Origin of the sequence: Agreia bicolorata, from assembly GCF_000938265.1 — a bacterium.
Classification (GTDB): domain Bacteria; phylum Actinomycetota; class Actinomycetes; order Actinomycetales; family Microbacteriaceae; genus Agreia; species Agreia bicolorata.
This window is the reverse complement of sequence record NZ_JYFC01000003.1, coordinates 361099-382488: the sequence shown is the minus strand read 5'-3', so window position 1 is coordinate 382488 and position 21390 is coordinate 361099. Positions and strand designations below refer to the sequence as shown.

At 66.5% G+C, this 21390-nt stretch carries 20 protein-coding genes; 6 read left to right on the top strand and 14 right to left on the bottom strand.

Annotated features, from left to right (window positions below; all coding sequences use genetic code 11):
- The first annotated feature begins 95 nt into the window (after positions 1–95).
- Both TZ00_RS08680 and TZ00_RS08675 read left to right on the top strand, forming a co-directional pair.
- Positions 96–1568 carry an AAA-type ATPase lid domain-containing protein gene (locus TZ00_RS08680; protein ID WP_044440890.1) on the top strand — a complete coding sequence of 491 codons (1473 nt, stop codon included), beginning with the start codon at positions 96–98 and terminating at the stop codon, positions 1566–1568.
- 22 nt (positions 1569–1590) lie between these two features.
- Complete coding sequence (locus TZ00_RS08675) at positions 1591–2190, top strand: uracil-DNA glycosylase family protein (protein WP_052521420.1); 600 nt, start codon at positions 1591–1593, stop codon at positions 2188–2190.
- Positions 2191–2205: 15 nt separating this feature from the next.
- Here TZ00_RS08675 and TZ00_RS08670 read toward each other — a convergent pair whose 3' ends face one another.
- Both TZ00_RS08670 and TZ00_RS08665 read right to left on the bottom strand, forming a co-directional pair.
- Complete coding sequence (locus tag TZ00_RS08670; RefSeq protein ID WP_044440888.1) at positions 2206–2838, bottom strand: GrpB family protein; 633 nt, start codon at positions 2836–2838, stop codon at positions 2206–2208.
- Between the two features lie 29 nt (positions 2839–2867).
- The gene (locus tag TZ00_RS08665; protein ID WP_044440886.1) at positions 2868–3458 is read right to left on the bottom strand and encodes a TetR/AcrR family transcriptional regulator; all 591 of its coding nucleotides are present in this window, start codon (positions 3456–3458) and stop codon (positions 2868–2870) included.
- A 147-nt stretch (positions 3459–3605) separates the two neighbouring features.
- Here TZ00_RS08665 and TZ00_RS08660 point away from each other — a divergent pair, with 147 nt between their 5' ends.
- The 3 genes from TZ00_RS08660 to TZ00_RS08650 are packed head-to-tail and all read left to right on the top strand — an operon-like array spanning position 3606 to position 7633.
- A complete protein-coding gene (locus TZ00_RS08660) occupies positions 3606–5096 on the top strand; it encodes an APC family permease (RefSeq protein ID WP_044440884.1) in 1491 nt (496 codons plus the stop codon).
- A 17-nt stretch (positions 5097–5113) separates the two neighbouring features.
- Positions 5114–7045, top strand: a complete 1932-nt coding sequence (locus TZ00_RS08655) for a primary-amine oxidase (protein WP_044440882.1) — start codon at positions 5114–5116, stop codon at positions 7043–7045.
- A 6-nt stretch (positions 7046–7051) separates the two neighbouring features.
- A complete protein-coding gene (locus TZ00_RS08650; protein ID WP_044440881.1) occupies positions 7052–7633 on the top strand; it encodes a hypothetical protein in 582 nt (193 codons plus the stop codon).
- An 11-nt stretch (positions 7634–7644) separates the two neighbouring features.
- Here the strand turns inward: TZ00_RS08650 and TZ00_RS08645 are convergent, their stop codons facing one another.
- The 6 genes from TZ00_RS08645 to TZ00_RS08620 are packed head-to-tail and all read right to left on the bottom strand — an operon-like array spanning position 7645 to position 15003.
- Positions 7645–9420, bottom strand: coding sequence for an ABC transporter ATP-binding protein (locus tag TZ00_RS08645; protein WP_044440880.1), 1776 nt, complete (start codon positions 9418–9420; stop codon positions 7645–7647).
- Positions 9417–11000 carry an ABC transporter transmembrane domain-containing protein gene (locus TZ00_RS08640; protein WP_052521419.1) on the bottom strand — a complete coding sequence of 528 codons (1584 nt, stop codon included), beginning with the start codon at positions 10998–11000 and terminating at the stop codon, positions 9417–9419. The genes TZ00_RS08645 and TZ00_RS08640 overlap by 4 nt, the downstream gene beginning before the upstream one ends.
- Positions 11001–11041: 41 nt before the next feature.
- A complete protein-coding gene (locus TZ00_RS08635) occupies positions 11042–11860 on the bottom strand; it encodes an ABC transporter ATP-binding protein (protein ID WP_044440878.1) in 819 nt (272 codons plus the stop codon).
- Positions 11857–12909: a FecCD family ABC transporter permease gene (locus TZ00_RS08630; protein ID WP_044440876.1), complete on the bottom strand. Its 1053-nt coding sequence runs from the start codon at positions 12907–12909 to the stop codon at positions 11857–11859. Before TZ00_RS08630 ends, TZ00_RS08635 begins: the two co-directional genes overlap by 4 nt.
- Complete coding sequence (locus tag TZ00_RS08625; RefSeq protein WP_238579628.1) at positions 12906–13916, bottom strand: FecCD family ABC transporter permease; 1011 nt, start codon at positions 13914–13916, stop codon at positions 12906–12908. The genes TZ00_RS08630 and TZ00_RS08625 overlap by 4 nt, the downstream gene beginning before the upstream one ends.
- A 16-nt stretch (positions 13917–13932) precedes the next feature.
- Entirely contained in the window at positions 13933–15003 is a 1071-nt protein-coding gene (locus tag TZ00_RS08620; RefSeq protein WP_052521418.1) for an ABC transporter substrate-binding protein, read from the bottom strand.
- A 121-nt stretch (positions 15004–15124) separates the two neighbouring features.
- Between TZ00_RS08620 and TZ00_RS08615 the strand changes: the two genes are divergently transcribed.
- Positions 15125–15937: a helix-turn-helix domain-containing protein gene (locus tag TZ00_RS08615; RefSeq protein ID WP_044440873.1), complete on the top strand. Its 813-nt coding sequence runs from the start codon at positions 15125–15127 to the stop codon at positions 15935–15937.
- Here the strand turns inward: TZ00_RS08615 and TZ00_RS08610 are convergent.
- The 6 genes from TZ00_RS08610 to TZ00_RS08585 all read right to left on the bottom strand — a co-directional run bounded on the left by TZ00_RS08610 (position 15934) and on the right by TZ00_RS08585 (position 21339).
- On the bottom strand, positions 15934–17010 hold the full coding sequence (locus TZ00_RS08610; RefSeq protein WP_044440872.1) for an L-idonate 5-dehydrogenase: 1077 nt from the start codon (positions 17008–17010) through the stop codon (positions 15934–15936). The genes TZ00_RS08615 and TZ00_RS08610 overlap by 4 nt on opposite strands.
- Positions 17000–17788: an SDR family oxidoreductase gene (locus tag TZ00_RS08605; protein WP_044440871.1), complete on the bottom strand. Its 789-nt coding sequence runs from the start codon at positions 17786–17788 to the stop codon at positions 17000–17002. Before TZ00_RS08605 ends, TZ00_RS08610 begins: the two co-directional genes overlap by 11 nt.
- The gene (locus TZ00_RS08600; protein WP_044440870.1) at positions 17788–18861 is read right to left on the bottom strand and encodes a D-2-hydroxyacid dehydrogenase; all 1074 of its coding nucleotides are present in this window, start codon (positions 18859–18861) and stop codon (positions 17788–17790) included. The genes TZ00_RS08605 and TZ00_RS08600 overlap by 1 nt, the downstream gene beginning before the upstream one ends.
- Positions 18858–19439, bottom strand: coding sequence for a gluconokinase (locus TZ00_RS08595; RefSeq protein ID WP_044440869.1), 582 nt, complete (start codon positions 19437–19439; stop codon positions 18858–18860). The genes TZ00_RS08600 and TZ00_RS08595 overlap by 4 nt, the downstream gene beginning before the upstream one ends.
- 127 nt (positions 19440–19566) lie before the next feature.
- Positions 19567–20145 carry a TetR/AcrR family transcriptional regulator gene (locus TZ00_RS08590; protein WP_044440867.1) on the bottom strand — a complete coding sequence of 193 codons (579 nt, stop codon included), beginning with the start codon at positions 20143–20145 and terminating at the stop codon, positions 19567–19569.
- A gap of 9 nt (positions 20146–20154) precedes the next feature.
- Positions 20155–21339, bottom strand: a complete 1185-nt coding sequence (locus TZ00_RS08585; RefSeq protein ID WP_044440865.1) for a pyridoxal phosphate-dependent aminotransferase — start codon at positions 21337–21339, stop codon at positions 20155–20157.
- Between the last annotated feature and the right edge of the window lie 51 nt (positions 21340–21390).

Below are 21390 nucleotides of genomic sequence, written 5' to 3'. Positions count from 1 at the left end.
CCGACCGGCGAGCTGTCTCATTCTGAGACGGCGTGTAGCGACTCCGGCTCGGGCCGGGCATATGCTGACTTCGACGGACGATTGCAAAGGCGCTTATGGACGTTCACGACCTACCCTCACGCGCGGGGGTGCACAACGCGCCCGTGGCGGCGATCCCGGCCCGGCTGCTGGCCTCCTGGCAGCGCAGCGAAGACTACGGGGTGTCGCTCGACGATCCGCATCCCGTTTTCTCGGGCACCTACGACGACCAGTCGCTCTTCTACGAGTGCGGACGTGAGGTGCTCGCCGAGCTGCACAGCACGCTCTCCTCCGAGCCGCTCGGTCTGATGCTGACCGACGCCGATGGCCTGGTGCTCAACCGGCTGAGTGGCGACCAAGAGCTGCTGCGCGCCCTCGATCGCGTGAATCTGGCCCCCGGCTTCTCGTACGCGGAGCGAGACGCCGGAACCAACGGGCTCGGACTCGCGCTGGCCGACCGCGTGCCCACGCTGGTTCGAGCGAACGACCACTATTCGCTGAGCTTGTGCGGCTACACCTGCGCCGCCGCCCCGATCTTCGACCCGCTCACCGGCCGGCTCGAAGGGTCGGTGAACTTCACGACCTGGTCGGATGCGCGCTCCGAACTGCTGCTCGCCCTGGCACAGACGGCTGCGGCATCGACAGCCAATCTGATGCTCGCCCGCTCGCAGGGTCACCGCCCCCGGCGTGCCGCCCGCGGGCAGGTCTTCCGCATAGAACCGTTGCGGCAGGAGACCGGTTCGGGGTCGCTCGACCGACTGTCCGAGGTGTGGAACAGTGCTCTGCTGCACGCATCCGACGCGCTGCAGGCCGGAAAGGTCGTGGCGGCCGTGGGCGAGCGCGGATCGGGTCGCTCCACCTTGCTCGCGCAGGCCGAGCGACGGATCAGTCCGGGCGATCGACTGTTCGCCGTGCACGCGCCGGAGCCGCACGATGTCGATGCCTGGCTTGCGTTCTGGACACCGGAGCTCGCGCGCCCACATACCCGCTTCATCATCTGCAACACCGACGAGCTGCCCGCCATGGCTGCAGAGCGGCTGCACGATCTCCTGGCAGGCCCCCGCGGTCCAGCAGCGGGAACGGTTACCCTGACCGCGGAGCGCTTCGATGCCATTCCGCGCCAGCTGTCTGCCTTGGTCGACGCGGTCGTCGAAGTGCCGGCCCTGCGAAACCGGGCCAACGACATCCTGCCCCTGGCCGATCATCTCGCTCGCCGAGCACGAGGTCGTGAGGTGGAGTTCACGCCGGCGGCCGCGCGAGCGCTCAGCGACTATGCGTGGCCGGGCAATGTGGCCGAGCTGGCGGCGGTGGTAAAAGATGCGGCGCTGCGCTCGGATGTGATCGACGCACGACATCTGCCGCCGGAGCTGCTCTCACGCGCGGAGCACCTGCCGCGCATAAAGGCCTTCGAACGTGACGAGATGGTTCGAGTTCTCTCCCGCGAAGGCACCAGTATCGATGACGCCGTGGCCGAGCTCGGCATGAGCCGGGCCACCATCTACCGAAAACTCGCGCAATATGGGATCAGTCTGCCCAAGATCCACGCGTGAAGGCGTCTGCGAAGATCGACTGGTGAGATCGCGTTCCGTTGACGAATTCAACGTCATTCGTCGGGAGATCATCGAGCACCCGTCGAACGCCTGGGCGACGCAATTGGGGTGGGAACCCCTGTTCACCGCATCGGCGCGCGCTCGCGTTCTCGTAATCGGCCAGGCTCCGGGCCGGGTCGCGCAGGAGACGGGTCAGCCGTGGAGTGACGCCAGCGGGCGACTGCTGCGGTCGTGGCTCGGCGTGACGGATGCCACGTTCTACGACCCCGAGCAGTTTGCGCTCCTGCCCATGGACTTCTACTTTCCGGGCAAGGGCGCCAGTGGCGACCTGCCGCCCCGACCGGATGTTGCGCCGCTGTGGCATCCGCGCATCCTGAGCGCTCTGAGCAACGTGCGCTTGACGGTGTTGGTGGGCGCATACTCGCAGCGGTACTACCTGCATGGGCAGAAGCGGCAGTCCGTGACCGTGACCGTGCGGGCGGCCGAGTCGTTCCTTCCCTTCTTTCCGCTGGTCCATCCGTCGCCGCTGGCGCGCGGCTGGCGTTCCCGCAATCCGTGGTTCGAGGCGACGACGGTGCCGCGACTCGCGCAGGAGGTGCGGCGGGCGCTGCATGCGGACTGATGAATCGGGTGTGCGTCAGCTGAGGAACCCGGAAGCGCGGAAGGCGCGGTCGTAGATCTCGAGGATCACGGCCTGCTTTCTGACGTTGTAGTCCATGACCGCGTCGTTCTCCTGCTGGGCAGCAGCGGCGGCACGTTTCGCGTCGGCATACAACTTTCGGTCGCTCGCGCTCGAGCGCAGCCAGTTGCGAAAGACGACATGCTTGATGAGCTCTGGGCTGTCGGGTCCGAAAACATGGATGTTCGTGGCCGGGCCGCCATCGGTCGGCAAGACGCGATCGTCGGGGCGTTGGCCGCCGTGGAACAGGCGGTGCTCGTGCCACCAGGGCTCGCGCACCGTGAGAAGGAATCCCGCGTCCTGCAGCGTGTTCACATAGCCCGCCTCGTCGGCCGAGTCAGCCACAGTGAGGTCGATGTCGATGACGGGCTTGGCGGGTAGGCCCTCCACCGCGGTGGAGCCGACGTGATCGATGCGGATCGCCCGGACGCCGAGAAGCTCGCAGAGACGGTCACCGATCTGCTTGGCCTGGGCGGGCCATGTCGGATCGTATTCGATCAGCTCGATTGTTGTGGGCACGGGTTCGACGACCCAGGGGTTTCCGGCGGCTGGCTCGTCGGAGAATTCGGTTATCTGGCGCTTCGATGGCATCGAGTCAGGTTACGTGGATCCGGAGGAGGTCAACGACGAAGTCGGTCGATGAACGTCTCGTATTGAGCGACCTGCCGCTGTGGCGAGGTCTCGGCCGGGGAGAGGCATGCGAGCACTTGGAGCCCTGTGAGCATGGCCAACAGCTCGTCGGCTATCTCGGGGATCGGAGATCCGGCGGGTAGCTCGCCGTCGTCTTCTGCTTCGCGGAGCCGCAGCTCGATCTCTATTCGCCACCGCTGCATCACGTCGGCGTGCAGGGCGGCCTTCTCCTCGGAACCGAGTGCCTCCTGCCAGAAGTTGATGGCGATGCGAGCTTCCATCAGTCTGTCGTGGTCGAGCGGCATGATCTGCATGGCGAGTTCGTGCAGGCCGGCCAGGCCTCGTGGTGAGGGGTCCGCAGCGCGAGCGCGTTCATTCGTCGCGTCGAAGATGCCCTGGAACGCGGCATTGACGACGGCGTCTTTGCCAGAGAAGTAGTAGCGGAGTACGCCGTTCGAGTATCCGGTGGCCTCGGCGATACGACGGGTGGTCACCGCTTTGATTCCGTCGCTTGCGATCAGCTGACAGGCGACGGCGACGATCTGAGCCCGGCGGATCTCGGCATCTACGACTTTGGGCATGTTTCCTCCCGCCAAGCCTACCAACGGGCAGGATCGCCCGATTTGCTGACGAAATACGAAATCAGCTTGTTACACGGTCGAAATCTATTTTGTACGGCTGTACAGAATACTTTTCTCAACCCATTACTTTCCGACATCGGAGGCTCCATGACATCACGCACCGCCTCGCTCGGCACCACCATTCCCCAACGTGAACTGAAGAAGAACTCGGTCACCGTCGCGGGCATCGTCTTTCTCGTTCTCGCTGCTGCGAGCCCGATCATCGGGCTCACCGGCGCTGTTCCCGTGACCATGGTCATCGGAAACGGCCTCGGCGTCACCATGTCATACCTGCTCATCGGAGCCCTGTTGCTCTTGTTCTCTGTCGGGTTCGTGCTGATGTCGCGTCACGTGACGGATGCCGGCGCCCTCTACGCCTATGCGGGGAAAGGACTGGGGGCGGAGGCGAGCATCGGCGTTGCGGGCCTCGCGGTCTACGCCTATACGGCGGTTCAGGTAGCCATCTACGCCTTCTTCGGAGCCACGGTCGTGGCTCTTCTCGCGCCGTCGATCGGCATTGCCCTGCCGTGGTGGCTCGGATCCCTGGCCCTGATCGCCGTCGTGCAGGTCTTCGGCTATCTGAGGCTCGAACTGGGTGCGAAAGTGCTGGGTGTGCTGTTGCTCGGCGAGTGGGGAGTGATGATCGCCATGGCCATCTCGATCGCCATTCAAGGTGGGGCGGGGGAGGGCTTCGCGATCGATCAGGTCTTCTCCGTGCAGTCGCTGCTCGTCGGCGCGCCCGGTGTGGCACTCACATTCGCGTTCGCATCGAGCCTCGGGTTCGAAGCCGCCGCCGTGTTCGGCGAGGAGGTAGCCAACCCGCGCAAGTCGGTCCCCCGCGCCACGTATCTGTCCGTGGCGCTCATAGCCGGCTTCTTTGTGGTGACCACCTGGATGATCACCGTCGGCTATGGCCCCTCGGCAGTGCTCGCCGAGGCAGGCAAGGCGCTGGAGAGCGGTGACACCGCCTCGTTCATCTATGGTCTTGGCGATCGCTATTTGGGGCCGTGGGCGCCGGCCGTGATGGGGGTCTTCATCGTGACGTCGATCTTCGCCGCCGCGCTCGCCTTCCACAACAGCATCGCCCGCTACATGTTCACACTCGGGCGGGGAGGCGTGCTGCCCGCGGCGCTCGGCAAGGTTCATGCGAAGACCGGTGCGCCGTTCGTCGCGTCCGTAGCGCAGACGACCGGGGCGGTCGTGCTTACCGCCATCTTCGCCCTCGTCGGCGCTGACCCGATCACAATCGTCTTCAACTGGGGCGGCGGTATCGCCGTTGTCGCCCTGGTGCTCGCCTATCTGTTCGTCTCGTTGTCGGTGATCGTCTACTTCCGCCGCACGAAGCAGCCCGATGCCACCTACTGGAACTCGGTGATCGCGCCGGCTCTGTCTGTGCTCACTCTCGTCGGCGCCCTGGTCATCATCATCTCGAATTTCGGCACCCTTGTCGGCGGCGACGGCGATCTCGTCACCGTGCTCATTCTCTCTATTGCGGCGGTCTTCGTGGCCGGAGTGGTTCGCGCTGTTGTGATGCGGGTCCGTACCCACCGCCGTGTCTCGGTGGAAGCCCTCGAAGACGCTACCGCTCAGCTCTCCTGATCCAGAAAGACAAGACAATGACTCTCACTACAACCCAGCATCCTCTCGCTCCCCTCACAGCCGACGAGATCGACCGTTTTCGCTCCATCCTCACCGCGCTGGATCTCGTCGGCGGCAGCGTGCGGTTCGCCTACGTCGCTCTCGTCGAGCCAGACAAGGCGGATGTGCGCGCCGGCCTGAGCATTGATCGTCGCGTCTCTGCATTACTCGTCGAGTTGGCTACCGCGGAAACTCGCGAAGTCGTTGTGAACCTGGCGACCGGAGATCTTCTCGTCAACCGGGTTCTCGGAGCCGAAGCCGGCCACGCCCCGACTTTCGACGCCGACTTCGATCTCGGCGACGCGATCGTGAAGGCAGACTCCGGTTGGGTGGCCGCGCTCGCCAAGCGCGGCATCACCGACCTCGACAACGTGCGCACGGTGTCTCTGTCAGCCGGATCGTTCGATTATGCAGACGAGGTCGGAATCAGAGCCACCCGGGTGCTCGCGTTCTACTCGCAGTATCCGAGCGACTCGGTGTGGGCGCATCCGATCGACGGTGTCGTGGCGCATGTCGACCTGACCAACCAGCGTGTGCTGCGGATCGTCGAGACCGACGTCATCCATGTACCCGCCGAATCAGGCGACTACCTTGATCCCGCCGTGCGTGGACCGGAACGAACCTCGCTGAAGCCGATCGAGATCAGCCAACCAGAGGGTGTGAGCTTCACCATCGCCGACAACGTTCTCACGTGGGAGAACTGGAGTGTACGTCTCGGCTTCAACGGACGTGAGGGCCTCACCCTGCACAACCTCGCCTTCGACGATCACGGCACCATCCGCAGCATCATCGACCGGGCCTCGATCTCCGAGATGGTCGTTCCCTACGGCGATCCCACCCCGACCCACAACTGGCAGAACTACTTCGACGTGGGCGAATACCAGTTCGGACGACTCGCCAACTCGCTCGAGCTCGGCTGCGATTGCGTGGGAGACATCACCTACCTCGACGCGGTGGTCGTGAACGATCTCGGCTACCCGACCACCCTCACGAACGCGATCTGCATTCACGAGGAGGACTTCGGCATTCTCTGGAAGCACACCGACGCCTTCGCCGGCACCAGCGAGACCAGGCGCCAGCGCCGCATCGTGATCTCCTTTTTCGTGACCGTGGGCAACTACGACTACGGCTTCTACTGGTACCTCTACCTCGACGGCACCATCCAACTCGAGGCCAAGGCGACCGGCATCGTCTTCACCTCCGGATACCCCGGCGGCGACTACCCCTACGCGAACGAGATCGCGCCCGGACTCGGAGCGCCGTTTCACCAGCACCTCTTCTCGGCCCGCCTCGATATGGCGGTCGACGGGCCCAACAACGCCGTAGAGGAGATCGACGCCGAACGGGTCGCTATGGGGCCGGGCAACGCGCTGGGCAATGCGTTCACCCGCTCGGTCACCCGTCTGCGCACCGAGTCAGAAGCGCAACGCCTCGCCGCCACGGACAAAGCTCGCGTGTGGGCTGTTGTGAACACCGATACGACGAACCGCATGGGAGGCCACCCTGCCTACGTGCTCTACCCCGAGGGGCAGCCCACTCTGCTCGCCGCCGACGAGTCATCCATCGCCAAGCGCGCGGCGTTCGCGACGAAGCATCTGTGGGTCACCCGGTTCCACGAAGACGAATTGTGGGCATCCGGTGCCGCTGTCAATCAGCATCCCGGTGGAGGCGGTCTGCCGGCCTACGCCGGTCGGGATCGCGACATCGATGGCACCGATATCGTCGTCTGGCACACCTTCGGGCTCACCCATTTTCCCCGTCTCGAGGACTGGCCGATCATGCCCGTCGATTACGCCGGCTTCACCCTCAAGCCGCACGGCTTCTTCGACCGCAATCCCACGCTTGATGTGCCCGCGGTGATCGGCGCGCACGGTGGGGCAGAGGCCGGCCACTGTGCCCACCATGGCTAGGCGCCCGTGATCGAGATCATGCACGGGGGCATGCTGGTGCCCGCATCGGTGAGTGTCTGCTGCGCGGTCGGTGCACCCCGGGCGCAGCGCGTGCAGGGCCTGATTGTGGGCGTCGCAATGCTGCTGGCAATGGCTGACGGCCTAGCGGCGTCTCCCATGCTGCCGGGCCTTGTGTGGGCGGCTCTTCTGGTTCTGCTCGCTATCTCGACAAGTGCCATCAGCTCGGTCAGCCAACGGCACAACCCGCTGCCCGGTGTGACCACGGTGACGACGCACAGGGCGCTCGCCCTCATTCTCACGGCATCGCTGCTCGTCGCCGGCTCTGCCGGCCCGACTAGATCAACCGCCTCGATCGCGGTCGGCGCACACCACCACGGAGTGGGCGGGGAGCCTTTCGCCCTCGTGCTGGTTGTCGCCACCACGTTGTATGTGGGCTACTCAGCAGTCGCGATCTGGCTCGGTGTTCGCGCCCGCAACCGCCGATCCCACGGTCGACAACGGCGCCGGCTGAGTCTTGGCATCGTGGACATAGCCGCCATGGCGGTCAGCACCTCCGTGATGGCCATCATGGTTACCCTGCCGAGCTGAGCCGCGGTTCTCTACTGCACTGCGGGCGGATCACGCGACCAGGCCTTCCAGAGTCGGGCGTAGGCGCCGTCGGCGGCGGCCAAGTCGGCGTGCGTGCCCTGCTCTTGGATGCGGCCGTTGTGCATCAGCACCACACGGTCGGCCGTCGCGGCCTGGCTGAGACGGTGCGCCACGATGAGCACTGTGCGGCCGCGCCCCACCTCGGCCGCCGCACGGTCGAGCCTGTCGGCGTCGCGGGATCCGCCCTCGGCGGTCGCCTCATCGAGGATCACCAGCTCAGGGTCTGCCAGAAGCACTCGCGCCAAGGCGAGCTGCTGCTCCTCGGCCGGAGTGAGGGGTGTTCCGGCCGATCCGACCGGCTCATCGAGCCCCCCGGCCAGCCGGGAAACGAGACGGGAGGCACCGACGCGGCCCAGCGCATCCAGAACCATCGTGTCTGACGCGTCAGCGCGCGCCAGCGTGAGGTTCGCCCGCAGGGTCGCGTCGAATACGTGCACCTCCTGCGTGACCAGCACGAGTGAACCCTTGCGCTGCACCGAGCCCACGACGGGCTCGTGCACCCCGGCGACGAGCGCCGCGAGTGTGCTCTTGCCCGTGCCCGAAGCTCCGACGACGGCCACGGTCTCGCCCGGCGACAGCTCGAGCTGAATGTCCCGCAGCGCATCGTGGCCCTCTACGTAGGAGTGGGTCACCCCGGTCAGGCGCACCGTGCCGGGCGGCGCCGTGCTCACGCCATGTGCGGGCCTCGACCGCGGTTCGGCCGTGATCACGCCCACGATGCGTCCGAGCGAGGCCAGCGCAGACTGCAGATCGTCGACCACAAAAAGCAGCTCGTTGATCGGCCCGAACAGCCGCAGAAACAGCAGCATCGCGGCGGTGGTGCCACCGATGCTGCCAGACCCGTTCGATACGAGCACGAAGCCCACCACCAGCAGCCCGCCCATGCCGAGCAGTTCGGCCACATTCAGACGTGCGAAGAACACATTCTGGATGGCGCGAGCCCGCATTGTCCAGCCGGCAACGGCCCACGAGACCCGGGCGATACGGCCGATGTGGTCCACGGCGAGGCCGTAGGCGCGCACCGACTCGAGTCCGCGCAGGCTGTCGAGAAGATGCTGCGCCCGGTCGGCCATCGCCGCGCGCTCGCCCGCGTAGACCTGCGGCGCGTGCCGCAGATAACCGCGCACGGCGAGGGCGTGCACGGGCACAACAACGAGCAGCACCAGCGCGTACCAGGGGTCGATCACTGCCATGCCCACGATCGTGACCGCGATCGTGAAGAACGACCCGGCCAGTGCGGGCACCACGCTCGGAATCGCCTCCGCGACCACGGCCACATCGTCTCCGGCTCGCGAGATGAGGTCGCCCGTGCCAGCGCGCTCGACCCGTGCCTGAGGCAGACGGAACGCCGTGTCGACCATGCGCTCTCGCAGGTCGGCCAGCGTCAGCTCGATCAGTCGCGACGCCCCGATCACTCCGACCGCCCCCAGCAGCGCCCCCAGCAGAATGGATGAGGCCATCCAGCCGCCGAGCATCCACACGAACGCCGGGTCGCCCGACGTCACACCCGATTTCGCGCCGTCGACGACGGCTCCCAGCGCCAGCGGCGACACGATGCCGGCTGCCGCGGCTGCCGTTAGCACCGCTGCCAGGGCGGCGAGCTGCCACCGTCGTCCGGCGAGCGAGCGACGGGCCTCGCGCCAAACGGTGCGAGCGTTGGCGACAGGCAGACGGTCGACGTTTCGGCCACGGTCGGATGCGCTCTCGGATGCGCTCGTCTCGCTCACGAGGCGGCCTCCGTTCGAGGCTCGGTTCTGTCGATCCGCACCACCCGATCGGCGATGGCGAGCAGCGCGGGGGAGTGCGTGACCACGACGGTGCGGCGACCGGCTCGCGCCTGACGCAAGCGGTCCGCAATGGCCGCTTCGGTCACCGCATCGACGGCCGTCGTCGGGTCATTGAGCACGAGCACCGGCGCATCCTGAGCCAGGGCCCGCGCGAGCGCGACGCGCTGCCGTTGACCGCCGGAGAGCGTCGAGCCGTTCTCTCCTACGGGGCTGTCCCAGCCCTGCGGCAACAGCTCGATGAGTTCGTCACAGCCTGCCGCGGTCAGGGCCGCCCGGGCGCGCGCGGCGTCGACCGTCGGAAGCGCGACGTTCTGCCACACCGTGCCCGTGAACAGGTGCGCCTCGTGCGGCGCGGCCAGAGCATCCGGATGCGCCTCCTCGAGTGCTGCGATGACCGCCTCCGCCTCTGCTCCGTCGGCCGCGACGCCCACCACTTCGCCCTCCGCGACGAGTCCGATGCCGCGGGCAGCAGATCGCCTGCTCCGCGTAACGCTCGTCGCATCCGGCCCGACCTCGCGCAGTAGTGCGAGCAGACGTGTAGAGGATGCCATCGCCGAGGCCCACAGTCCGCCCGCGTTGCGCGCGGCGTATTGCAGGGGATCGATGAGGAACTGTGCCAGCCCCACCACGGCAATCAGCTCGCCGACGCCCAGCCCGCCGGTGATCGCACTCAGCCCTGCCGCCACGGCGACCCCGGTCAAGAAGAGTCCGCTGGCGACATCCATCGTGCCGCCGAACGCACCCTCGGCGCGCCGCGCGAGAAGGGTGCTGGCGAGCGCTGACTGGCTGGTCTGCCGGTAGCGCGACGACGCCTCGGCCTCGGCTCCGATTCCGCGGATCACCCTGTAGCCGGCCATCAGATCAGCGGCCTGGCCCGCTGCCACTGCCGCCGCCGCCTGCTCGTCGCCGCTGCGCGTGCGCAGGGTGCGCCCGGCTCGTTCCGTGAGCCACAGCAGCAGGGGAGCACCGATGAGTACCGCGATTCCCAGCGGCCACGAGATCGCCAGCAGAACGCTGCCGCCGAACAGCACGGCGGCCAACTGGCCCACGGGGTAGACACCGATTTCGACGGCGGCAGAGAGGCGATTCACATCCGAGGTGGCAAGCGAGAGCGCCACGCCGGGCTGATTCGAGGCTCGACGGGCACCGGATGCGCGCAGCAACAGGTGCTCTGTCACGAGCGTGCGCAGGCGGTGCTGTACCGCGAGCATCCCGAGCTCGCCGAGGCGTGAGCCGAAGCGCCACGAGAACGACAGCAACGCGAAATCTGCGGCGAGCAGCCCCAGCCACAGCAGAAGCTGCCCGAGATCGCCGCTCGACACGGCGCGTTCGATCGCGAGGCCCATGAGCACGGGCACCAGTGCCTCGCCGACCTGATGGGTGATGCTGAGCACGGCCGCGGGTACGGAGTAGCGGGGCGCGGCGGCCATCACGCGCAGAGTGAGCCTCCGCGGGGTCGTGGCGTCATCGACGTGAATAGGCCGTGTGCGGATGGGCTCTGCCGGCGCCTGCAACAGCATCGGAGGGATCCAACGCCGACGTGCGCCGGATGCTCGCGCGTTCATCGCCTGACCCGTTCGCGCCCCATCGGCACGACGGAGGGCATGCCCGTCACGGGGTCTGGCACCACGATGCAGCGCAGCCCGAACACCTCCTCGACCAGCGATGCCGTCACGATCTCCGACGGCGCACCCTGCGCTACGACCGATCCGTCTTTCATGGCGATCAGGTGTGTCGCGTATCGCGCCGCCTGGTTGAGGTCGTGCAGCACGGCCACAAGTGTGGTGCCCAGCTCATTGAGGTCGGTGAACAGTTCCATCAGTTCGATCTGGTGCGCGATGTCGAGGAAGGTCGTGGGTTCGTCGAGCAGCATCAGCGGTGTCTGCTGCGCGAGCACCATCGCCACCCAGACCCGCTGCCGTTGCCCGCCAGAGAGCTCGTCGACGTGCCGACCGGAGAGCTCGGTCACCCCGGTGGCCGCCATCGCGGCCACGACCGCTGCCTCATCGTCACGTGACCATTGCCGCATGAATTCCTGGTGCGGATGCCGCCCGCGAGCAACGAGATCGGCCACCGTGATGCCGTCGGGCGCCAGTGACGTCTGCGGCAGCAGCCCCAGCACCCGTGCCACCTCTCGCGCTTTGTACGACGAGATCGAGCGTCCATCGAGCACCACTTGCCCTGCGCTCGGCGTGATGAGCTTCGACAGTGCCCGAAGCAGTGTCGATTTGCCACACGCGTTCGGACCGACGATCACCGTGAACGAGCCATCGGGGATGTCGACCGAGAGGTCGCGCGAGATCACCCGTCGGTCGTAGCCGATGGTGATGTCCGAGGCGGCGAGCCGCGGCAACCGGGTGTCAAGGGAATGAAGGGTCAACGTCGTCTCCGGACTTCGTGGATGAGGAGCCAGACCAGGTAGCCGCCGCCGACGACCACCGTTACGAGCCCAACGGGCAGGTTGTCGGGCAGGGCGTACTGCGCGACGATGTCCGACGCCGTCAGAACCAGGGCACCGATGAGCGCGGAGGGCGCGAGGGCGATGCCGGCCGTGCGGGTGAGTCGCTGCGCGATCTGCGGTGCGGCCAACGAGATGAACGCGATCGGGCCCGCCGCACCGGTCACTACGGCGGTGAGCGCCACGGCGCACACCACGAGCCACAGCCGCGCCGGTTCCACCCTCGACCCGAGTGACCGTGCCGCGTCGTCACCCAGTTCGAGTTGTCGCATGGGTCGCACCAGAAAGCCGAGGCCGAGGAAGACGATGGCGACCACAGCGAAGGCGGGGACGAACTGCGCCCACCCCACCGGGTTCAGCGACCCCATTCCCCATACGCTCGCCACCATCGCGACCTCGAGTTTCGCCCGAAGAATGAGATACACGCCGAGCGCCTCGAGCATGGCCGAGACACCGATGCCCACGACGATCAGGCGGAAACCGTGCATGCCGTTGCGGTACGCCAGCAGATAGACCGCGGCGGCCGCCAGAAGGCCTCCGATGATCGCCCCGCCCGCCACCGGCACCGAGCCCGCTCCGACTCCGAACACGATGATCATGACGAGTCCACCCGCGTACGACCCGGCCGAGAGCCCGATCACATCGGGACTCGCCAGCGGATTGCGAGTGAGTGACTGGAAGATGGCTCCCGAAACGCCCAACGCCGCCCCGAACACCACCGCGCTGAGTACTCGGGGCAGCCGCCACTCGAACACCACGAGGTGCGCGATCCCCTCCCGCGAACCCAGCAGGGCCGACACGACATCCACTGGGCTCAGCGGCAGATCACCGAGGCAGAGAGCGAGGATCGCGACGGTCACCGTCGCCAGGGCGAGTGCGGCGCACATAAGCGCGGTGCGCATCCGGAACCGCACCGAGAAGCGGCCGTGCCGAAGCACGGCAGTGCGCGACCCGAAGTCGACGGGGCTCACAGCGAGCTCGCCTTCGCCCGGCGCACGAGGTGGATGAGCACGGGCGCCCCAACAAAAGCGGTCACAACGCCGACGGGAACCTCGCTCGGCCACAGGATGACGCGGCCGATCACATCCGAAACCAAGAGCACGACAGGAGCGATGACGACGCAGTACGGAATGATCCAACGCTGATCCGGCCCCACGATCCAACGGGATATATGCGGCACCATCAGCCCGACGAAGGCGACCGGCCCTGCTATCGCCGTAGCCGAGCCGGCGAGCAGCGTGATGGCGACGACCGAGATGACGCGGGTGCGCACGATGTTCGTGCCGAGCGACGATGCCAGGTCGTCGCCGAGTCCCATGGTGTTGAGCGGGCGAGCACAGATGAGTGCCAGTACAACGCCCACCACCGCGAACGGAAGGGCGGGCAGGATGACGTCGAAGCCGCGCTCCACGAACGAGCCGGCGTTCCAGGCGCGCAGCCTGTTGAACGTCACCGGGTCGAGTAGCGTCATGGCGGTTGTGATTCCCGTGAGCACGGCGGCCAGGGCGACGCCCGCGAGCGTGAGTCTGATGGGATCGGGCGCTCCACGGCCGGCCGAGCCGATCAGGTAGACGAGCACGGTCACGACGAAGGCGCCGAGGAACGCGAACGGCAGGTACTGCACCGGCGTGACCGCGCCCAAGAGCACGCCGGTCGCCACGAAGAGCCCGGCGCCAGCATCGACACCGAGGATGCCCGGGTCGCCGAGGGGGTTGCGGGTGAGTGCCTGGATGACGGCTCCCGCAACCCCGAGTCCGGCACCCACCACGAGCCCCGCGACGGTGCGCGGCACTCGCAGATCGACCACGACCTGGTCGGTTGGCGTTCCGCTGTATGCCGTGAGCGCGTGCCAGAGTTCGTCCGGCCCGAGCTGGTTCGAGCCGACGACGATGCTCAGCACGACCGCCGCGATCAGTGCGCCGACCGCGCCGGCCAGGCCGAGCATCCGACGTCGATCAGACGCCCTGGGAGTGCGCACGGCGATGGCGCTCAGCTCAGCCCTCGACGCTCTGCGGCGCTGTGCCGTTGACGGCATCGACCAGGCGCGGCACGAGCTTCTCGAGAACGTACTTCTGGCTCAGCGGCGTGAGGAAGTAGATCGCGCCCGAGAGCTCAGGGTTGCTGAATACGGCGTGTCCGCCGGTGACCGCGCTGAGGCTCGAGGTGGTGCCGAAGTCGAGAATCTCGTTGACGCCGTCGTCGCTCTCGGTGGCGAAGACGATCACGTCGGCATCGATCAGGCTCATGTTCTCGGGCGAGATGAGCGCCTGTTGGCCCTCCTCGGGCGCGTACTTCTCGAGTCCGGGCGTCATCACGAATCCGAGGTCGGTGAGGAAGTCGGTGTTCAGGCCGTCGGGGTATACGTAGATGTTGCCGTCGTAGGGAACACCCTGCGAGAAGCTGGCGGTGAGCCCGGCGAATTCCGGATGCGCGGCGGCGGCTTCGGCATACGCGCTCTCGACGCCGTCGATCAGCGCCTCGCCCTCGGCGGAGCGGCCCATGGCTTTGGAGACCTGACGAGTCTGATCCTGCCAGTCTGAGAAGTAGAGGCCTGAGCCCTCGACACCGGTCACGGTTGGTGCGATGGTGGCGAGCTTCTTGTAGGCGTCTTCGGTGAGGCCCGCGTTCGTGCCCACGATGAGGTCGGGCTTCAGCGAGGCGATCTTCTCGAACTCGAGGCCGTCGGTCTGGTCGAGCACGGTCGGTTTCGCATCGCCAAGCAAGTCGGTGGCCCAGGGCCACACGGCGTAGGGCTGCTCGCCGTACCACTCTGTGGTGGCGATCGGCGTGACACCGAGCTCGAGCAGAATGTCCTGCTCGGTCAGGCCCACCACAACAACGCGCTGCGGCTCAGAGGGGATGACGGTCTCGCCGAACTGGTGCTCGACCGTCACGGGAAAGCTGTCGCTCGGCTCGGTCGTGTAGTTCGGATTGTCTGCGACCGCCTCGGCCGATGTCGAGCAGCCGGTGAGAACGGCACCGCTCAAGCCGATGATCGCGGTGAGAGTGAGAAGTCGGCCGGCGAGGGACGTGGGTCGGGCGCGGCTCGGGGAGATGGTGTTCATGGGTCCTTCGTGGTGAGGGGCGTCGCCGGGTTCGACGCAATTCCGCACACAGGTTAGCCTTACCTAAGCTTCGAGCGCTATCGCCCCGAAAAGACAGAACTAACCGAGGAACGACATCCCCATGTCTATCGCCGCATATTCGTTACCCGACCTGGCAGTTGTCGGGGCATCCGATGCCGCCGATGAGACATCGAGCACTTTTTTCGCCTCACGCTCTCGCGTGGATTCGGGAACGCTCTTCGCCGCCCACCAGCATCGGGAGGACCAGCTCGCCTGGATGGCATCCGGCTCGATGGAACTCGCCGTGCAGGGCGAGCGCTGGCAGCTCCGTCGCGAGCACCTCGCCTGGATCCCGGCGGGCATCCTGCATGAGATGGCGTTCGACGAGCCGGGCGAATTGATCAGCGTCTACGCCGACATCGCTCTGCGGCCGGCCGGGGATTCCTGGCACAGGCCGCGCACGCTGAGGGCCGAGGCGCTCGCGGGAGCGCTCATGCTTCACCTCGCCGACGCGTCGCCGACCGCCCCGCGGAAGACGCAGGTGCGTCAGCTGCTGGCCGATCTGCTCGCCGACTCGCCCGCGCAGCACGACGCCGTGGCCCTGCCGCGCGACCCGCGGGCCCGAGCCGTCGCGTCGTCTTTGCTCGCGCATCCGGACGACCAGCGATCGCTCGCGGCGTGGGCCGTCTCTCTTGGCGTGAGCTCGAAGACGCTGGCGCGGGCGTTCGTGGCCGATACGGGCAGCTCGTTCCGCGAGTGGCGAGTGCGCGCGCGGCTGCACGCGGCCGCCCGGATGCTCGCGGGCGGCGACGAGGTGCAGCACGTCGCGCGCGCGGTCGGCTACGAATCGGTGAGCAGCTTCATCGCGGCGTTCAAGGTGCGGTTCGGCACGACGCCCGCGCGGTACAGGTATGGGGTAACCGCGGGCGACTAGATGAGGTGACCCTCGTCACCGAACTTCAGGAGCACTTTCCCGGAGCGTGCTGGGTCTGATGCGGTCTGGAAAGCGTCGAATGACTGATCGATGGCGAATTCATGAGTGATGATGGGGTCGACCTGGAGGGAGCCATCGGCAAGCGCTGCGATCACCTCATCGATCTCCGAGTTGAAGCGGAACGAACCCACCAGCGTTAGTTCGCGCGTGATTGCTGTGGTGATATGCACCGGCTGTTCCCCGGCAGGCAACAGGCCCACCATGACGACGGTGCCGCCACGGGTGGCTCCGTTGATCGCCGAGCCGAGACCCCGATGACTGCCTGATGACTCGAACACGACGTCAGCATCTACTCGCGAGATTTCCGTCTCATCCGTCGCCAGGAGCGTTCGTGTCGCTCCGACTGCGATGGCTCTTTTTAGGGGTTGTTCCGAAAGATCGGTGACGACAATCTCGGTGGCCCCGGCCCGAGCGGCTACCGCGACGATGAGGGCACCGATCGGGCCTGCGCCAATGACGAGAACGCGGCGACCTCTGATGGAACCTGCTCGGCTGACGGCATGCCACGCGACGGAGGCCGGCTCCGCGAGGGCCGCTCTTCGTAGCGGGAGACCTACAGGTAAGGGACGCAGCATGTCTGCTCTGAGGACGGCGTAGCCTGCAAAGGCTCCATCTTCATGAGGGAGCCGGGCCGCGCTTCCCAGATAGGTGCAGCCTGGCGAGAGATTCGGCTGGTCGACCGGGTACCGTGCACCGTCGCCGGCACCAGGAGTCGCTGGGTGTACCGCCACATGCACACCGACGACGGGACCGCTGCCATCCGCCGCCGCGCGAACAACGGTGCCGACAACCTCATGACCCAGAATCATCGGTTCTCTGAGAATGGATTGGCCTGCGGCTCCGTGCCGCCAATAGTGCAGGTCCGAGCCGCAGATACCGCCATAGGCGATCTTCACCACCGCCTCATCGCCGAGCGGCTCGCGGATCACGATCTCGTCGAGGCGCAGGTCGCCGGCGCGGTGAGCGACGACTGCCGATGTCGTTGCCGGGATGGATGCAGTGTCAGACGACAACGGTCATCCCTCCGTCGATGAAAATCGTTTGGCCGTTCACATAATCCGAACCGTCCGAGGCCAGCCAGACGACGGGGCCGGCGAGGTCGAGAGTCGTTCCCCATCGGTTCGCGGGCGTGCGCCCCATGATCCAGGAATTGAATGTCTCGTCATCGACGAGGCTCTGGGTCATCTCCGTGTGGATGTAGCCGGGCGCCACCGCGTTGATCTGAAGACCGGATGCAGCCCACTCGGCCGTCATCGCCATCGTCAGATTGCGCAGGCCGCCCTTTGCGGCCGTATAGGCGGCGATCCCTGGCCGAGCGAGGCTCGCCTGGACGGAGGCGATATTGATGATCTTGCCTCGCCCGCGCGGGATCATCCGTGTCGCTGCAGCGCGACCGACGAGGAACGCGCTGGTCAGATCTGTCTTGAGCACCCGCTCCCAATCTTCGGGAGCCAGTTCGAGGAGCGGAACCCTGTGCTGCACGCCGGCATTGTTGACCAGAATGCGCAGAGGTCCGACCTCATTCTCGATCCAGTCGATCGCAGAGGAAACCGCGATTTCGTCTGTCACGTCGAAGGGCCGGGCGAAGATACGGTCGTCACCGAAACGATGGGCGAGGGCACTCCTGGTCTGCTCGAGCCGGTCTTCGTTGAGGCCGTTCAGCACCACGATCGCACCGGCCTCGGCCAGAGCCTCGGCCAGAGTGCGGCCGATGCCGCGACTCGAGCCGGTGATCAGGGCAACGCGGCCCGTCAGGTCGAACAGGGCGCCGGGGGATGGTTTTTCGCTCATTAGTAGAACTCCACTGTGTCGACACGATTTCGAAGGGGGTGACCATCCAAGAACCGAGTGGCGTTCTGCGCGAAGAGCTCGGCGATGAGCCGGTCTTCGGCGTCATTGAGAGCGGCGGTGTGGGGACTGACCAGCACGTTCGGCAGATCCCACAGAGGGCTCTCCTGAGAGAGCGGTTCGGACGCGAACACGTCAAGGGCCGCGAAGCCGACGTGGCCCGATTGCAACCCGGCGATGAGGGCGGCCTCGTCGATGACGGTGCCGCGGCCGACATTCACGATAGTCACGCCGGGTCGTGCCGCCGAGAAGACGGCGCCATCGAGCAGTCCGATCGTTGCGTCAGTGCCCGGAAGAGTCGTGACGATCGCATCGACCGACCCCACATGGTCTGCGATCTCATTCGGATGGATGAGTAGGGACACTCCGGGAACATCCGTGTCGTGTCGACTTGTGCCGATCACCCGCGCTCCGAGCGCATCCAGTTTTGCGGCCACTTGCCGGCCGATGCCGCCGAGCCCGACGACGAGGACGGTCTGTTCGGACACCTGGCCCATCGTCCAGCGCCCCGACCACTCGTGCGCTTTCTGCTGGGCCAACAGCCTCGGCAGAGTCTTGGCTCCAGCGAGCACGCCGAATACAGCGAATTCGGCGAGTGGTCCTCCGTGAACTCCGGCAGAGGTGGTGAACGCGATTCGAGCGAGCTGCTCGGAACTGAGGCCAGCAGCCTTGATCTGGCCGCCCCCGCCCGCTGCCATGGTCTGCACCCACCGCAGTCCGGGGTTGAGGTTCGCCGTTCGCGACAGTGCAACCGGATCGACGTCGGGTATGCCGTATAGAACCTCTGCCGAATCGACCAGTGCCTCGAACTCGGCCTGCTCTGCCGAGGAACGGGAGAACGAAGGATCGCCGGCGAAATCAGCCGGGTGCCTCATCGGAGGCAGGAGTCGTTGCTCGCGAATCAGATCGAGGCGGGGCTCGAGCTTCTCGATGAGCTCGCAGAGAGGTTCGGCCAGGGGTGTGGCGACGACAACGCGCAGTCGTCCCTCTGTCGGTTTGTCGGCGGGTGTCGTCATAGGGTGATCCGTTTCGATTTCATGGGAACAGGGGTCTCGGCGAGGCGCCGCACCACCTCTGACACCACCTCCGAGACGGGGGCGGTGACACGCACCGCGAATCCCTCTTCGTCGTCGGCCAGGGGCTCCAGTGCGGCGAATTGCGACTCGAGCAGCGGTGCCAGCAGCCGTTGCTGGGTCACCGGACCGAGCCGATCGACGATCTGCCACCGTTCACCAACGAGGTGCACGAACACGGCCGGCCCGGACTCGCGAAGGCGGTCACGATAGGTGCGCTTCAGAGCGGAGCACGCAATGACGAGTGGGCGGCTCGCCCGCGTTCCGGAGCCGATCCGCTCGCTGACGGCCGCAATCCATGGTTCTCGATCGTGATCGGTGAGGGCGATCCCCTGAGACAAGCGTCGCCTGTTCGACGGCGTATGCAGATCCTGAGCGTCGATGAAATCAGCTCGGTAGGTGTTCGCCAGAATCGTTGCGACCGTGGTCTTGCCGCTGCCGGCTACACCCATGACGACGATGACGGGCGGCGGCGTTTCGGCGGCGGCGGCGCCTCTTTCGGCGTCGACTCGCGAGCTCATACACACTCCTGACGGTGACGATAAATGAGAATCGATTCTCACTTCTTTCAGTGTATTTTCTCCCGCCGACCCGCACAAGAGGCACGGCGATGAACCTCGCCCGGGTGTTCGACCGTCGACGACGCGATCAGGCGCGCGCGGCGTCCCAGCCACGAAGCGCGCCGCACAAAGCGGAGACGAGCCGCCTGGCGGCCTGCTCTTTCGTCAGGCCGACCGTAGAGAGAAGGTCGAAGATTTCGCGCGGGTCGAACAGGATGTTCCACAGGAACAGTCCTTCGTCTCCCGGATCCGGAATGCCCAACTCTTCAGCAGCCTCGGCGATGGGGGTGCTGAGCGCATCGGCCTGAACCGTCAGGTACGTCGCTCCGGATCGCAGGCGCGCGAGGTATCCCTCGTCGGAGCGCGTGTGCACCATCGAGCCGCCGTGTTTGACGACGAGGTCGACCCAGTGCTGGCTGACGGCTTCGAGCAACGCGACGCCGCGGGCATCGCTCGCTTTCGAGAAGTCGAGCAGGCGTTCGCCCACCTCGAATCGAAACTGCGACAGGATCTCGTCGACCGAGCCGTAGTGCCGGTAGGCGGTCGCCGTCGAGACTTCGGCGCGCTCGGCGACATCGGCCATCTTGACCGCTGACCCCCGTCGGGCGACAAGATACGCGGCCGCCTTGACGAGACGACGACGGTTGCGTTCGGTGTCGCTTCGCACATGTCTCCTCTACTGCTGTGCTTGCGAGCGTAGCGTGCGAAAAGCATCGGCCAGACGCGCGACACCCGCGCTGATGGCCTGCTCGCTCGCGGCATACGACAGACGCAGGTGATGCTCGCCGGCCGCTCCGAACTCCGAGCCAGGCCGCACGGCGACGCCGAACTGGCGCAGTGCACCGACGAGCTCGGCGGACGGGATCCCGAGGTCGTATTTGGGGAAGAAGTAGAACGCGCCCTCCGGATTGCTGAGGGTCAGGCCGGGCACCTCGGCGAGCCCAGTCGCCATCAGTTCTCGACGTGCGGCATACGACTCGCGCATCCGCTCTATGTCGGGGCCACAGGTCTCGAGCGCGACGAGTGCGGCATCCTGTACCGCGGTATTCATAGACCCGTTGACCGTGTTGTGGATGCGTGCGGCTGCGGCGATCAGTGCCGACGGCCCCCAGAGATAGCCGACGCGCCAGCCCGTCATGGCGTAGCTCTTCGAGAACGTCTGGCAGTAGATCGTGCGGCCGAGGAGGGTGGGGACGGTGAGGGCTGAGGTGAAGGGACGGTCGGTGTAGTTGAGGTCGGCGTATGCCTCGTCGGAGATGACGATGGTGTCGGTGCCATCGAGGAACTCGCCGAGGGCCGTGAGCTCCTCTGCGGTGTGCACGATGCCCGTGGGGTTGCCAGGGTTGCAGAAGACGAAGAGCTTGGCGCCGACGAGCGCGTCGCGGAGCCGGTCGAGATCCCAGTGCAGGTCGGCGGCCAGGGGCACCGGAACCGCGGTTCCTCCGGCCATGCTGATGAGGTCGGCGTAGAGCGAATAGGTGGGGTCTGGCAGAACGACGCGGTCTCCCGGGTCGACCAGGCTGAGGATCGACGCGCCGAGGCCTCCGGTGCCGCCGTGCGTGATGAGCACATCGCTCGCCGAGGCCGTGTCGCCGGTGAGCAGGCTGATACGCGACGCGAGAGCCTCGCGCAGGGCCGGTTCGCCGTAGAGCGGCGAGTAGTGGGTGCGACCGGAGGCGAGTGCGCGCGCCGCGGCCTCGGATACCTGCGGAGGGGTGTCGAAGTCAGGCTCCCCCATGGCGAGCGACACAAGCTGGCCGCTCGATTGCGGCTGCTGCACGCGGCGTGATGCCGCATCGATGCGCGAGACCGCGGCCGATGGGGTGAAATCGAGAAGAGGCGAAGGGCTGGTGAATGTCATCGGAGATCTCCGGGGTATTGGTGGGGTCGGTGGGTGCGGCGGGCCGTGTGC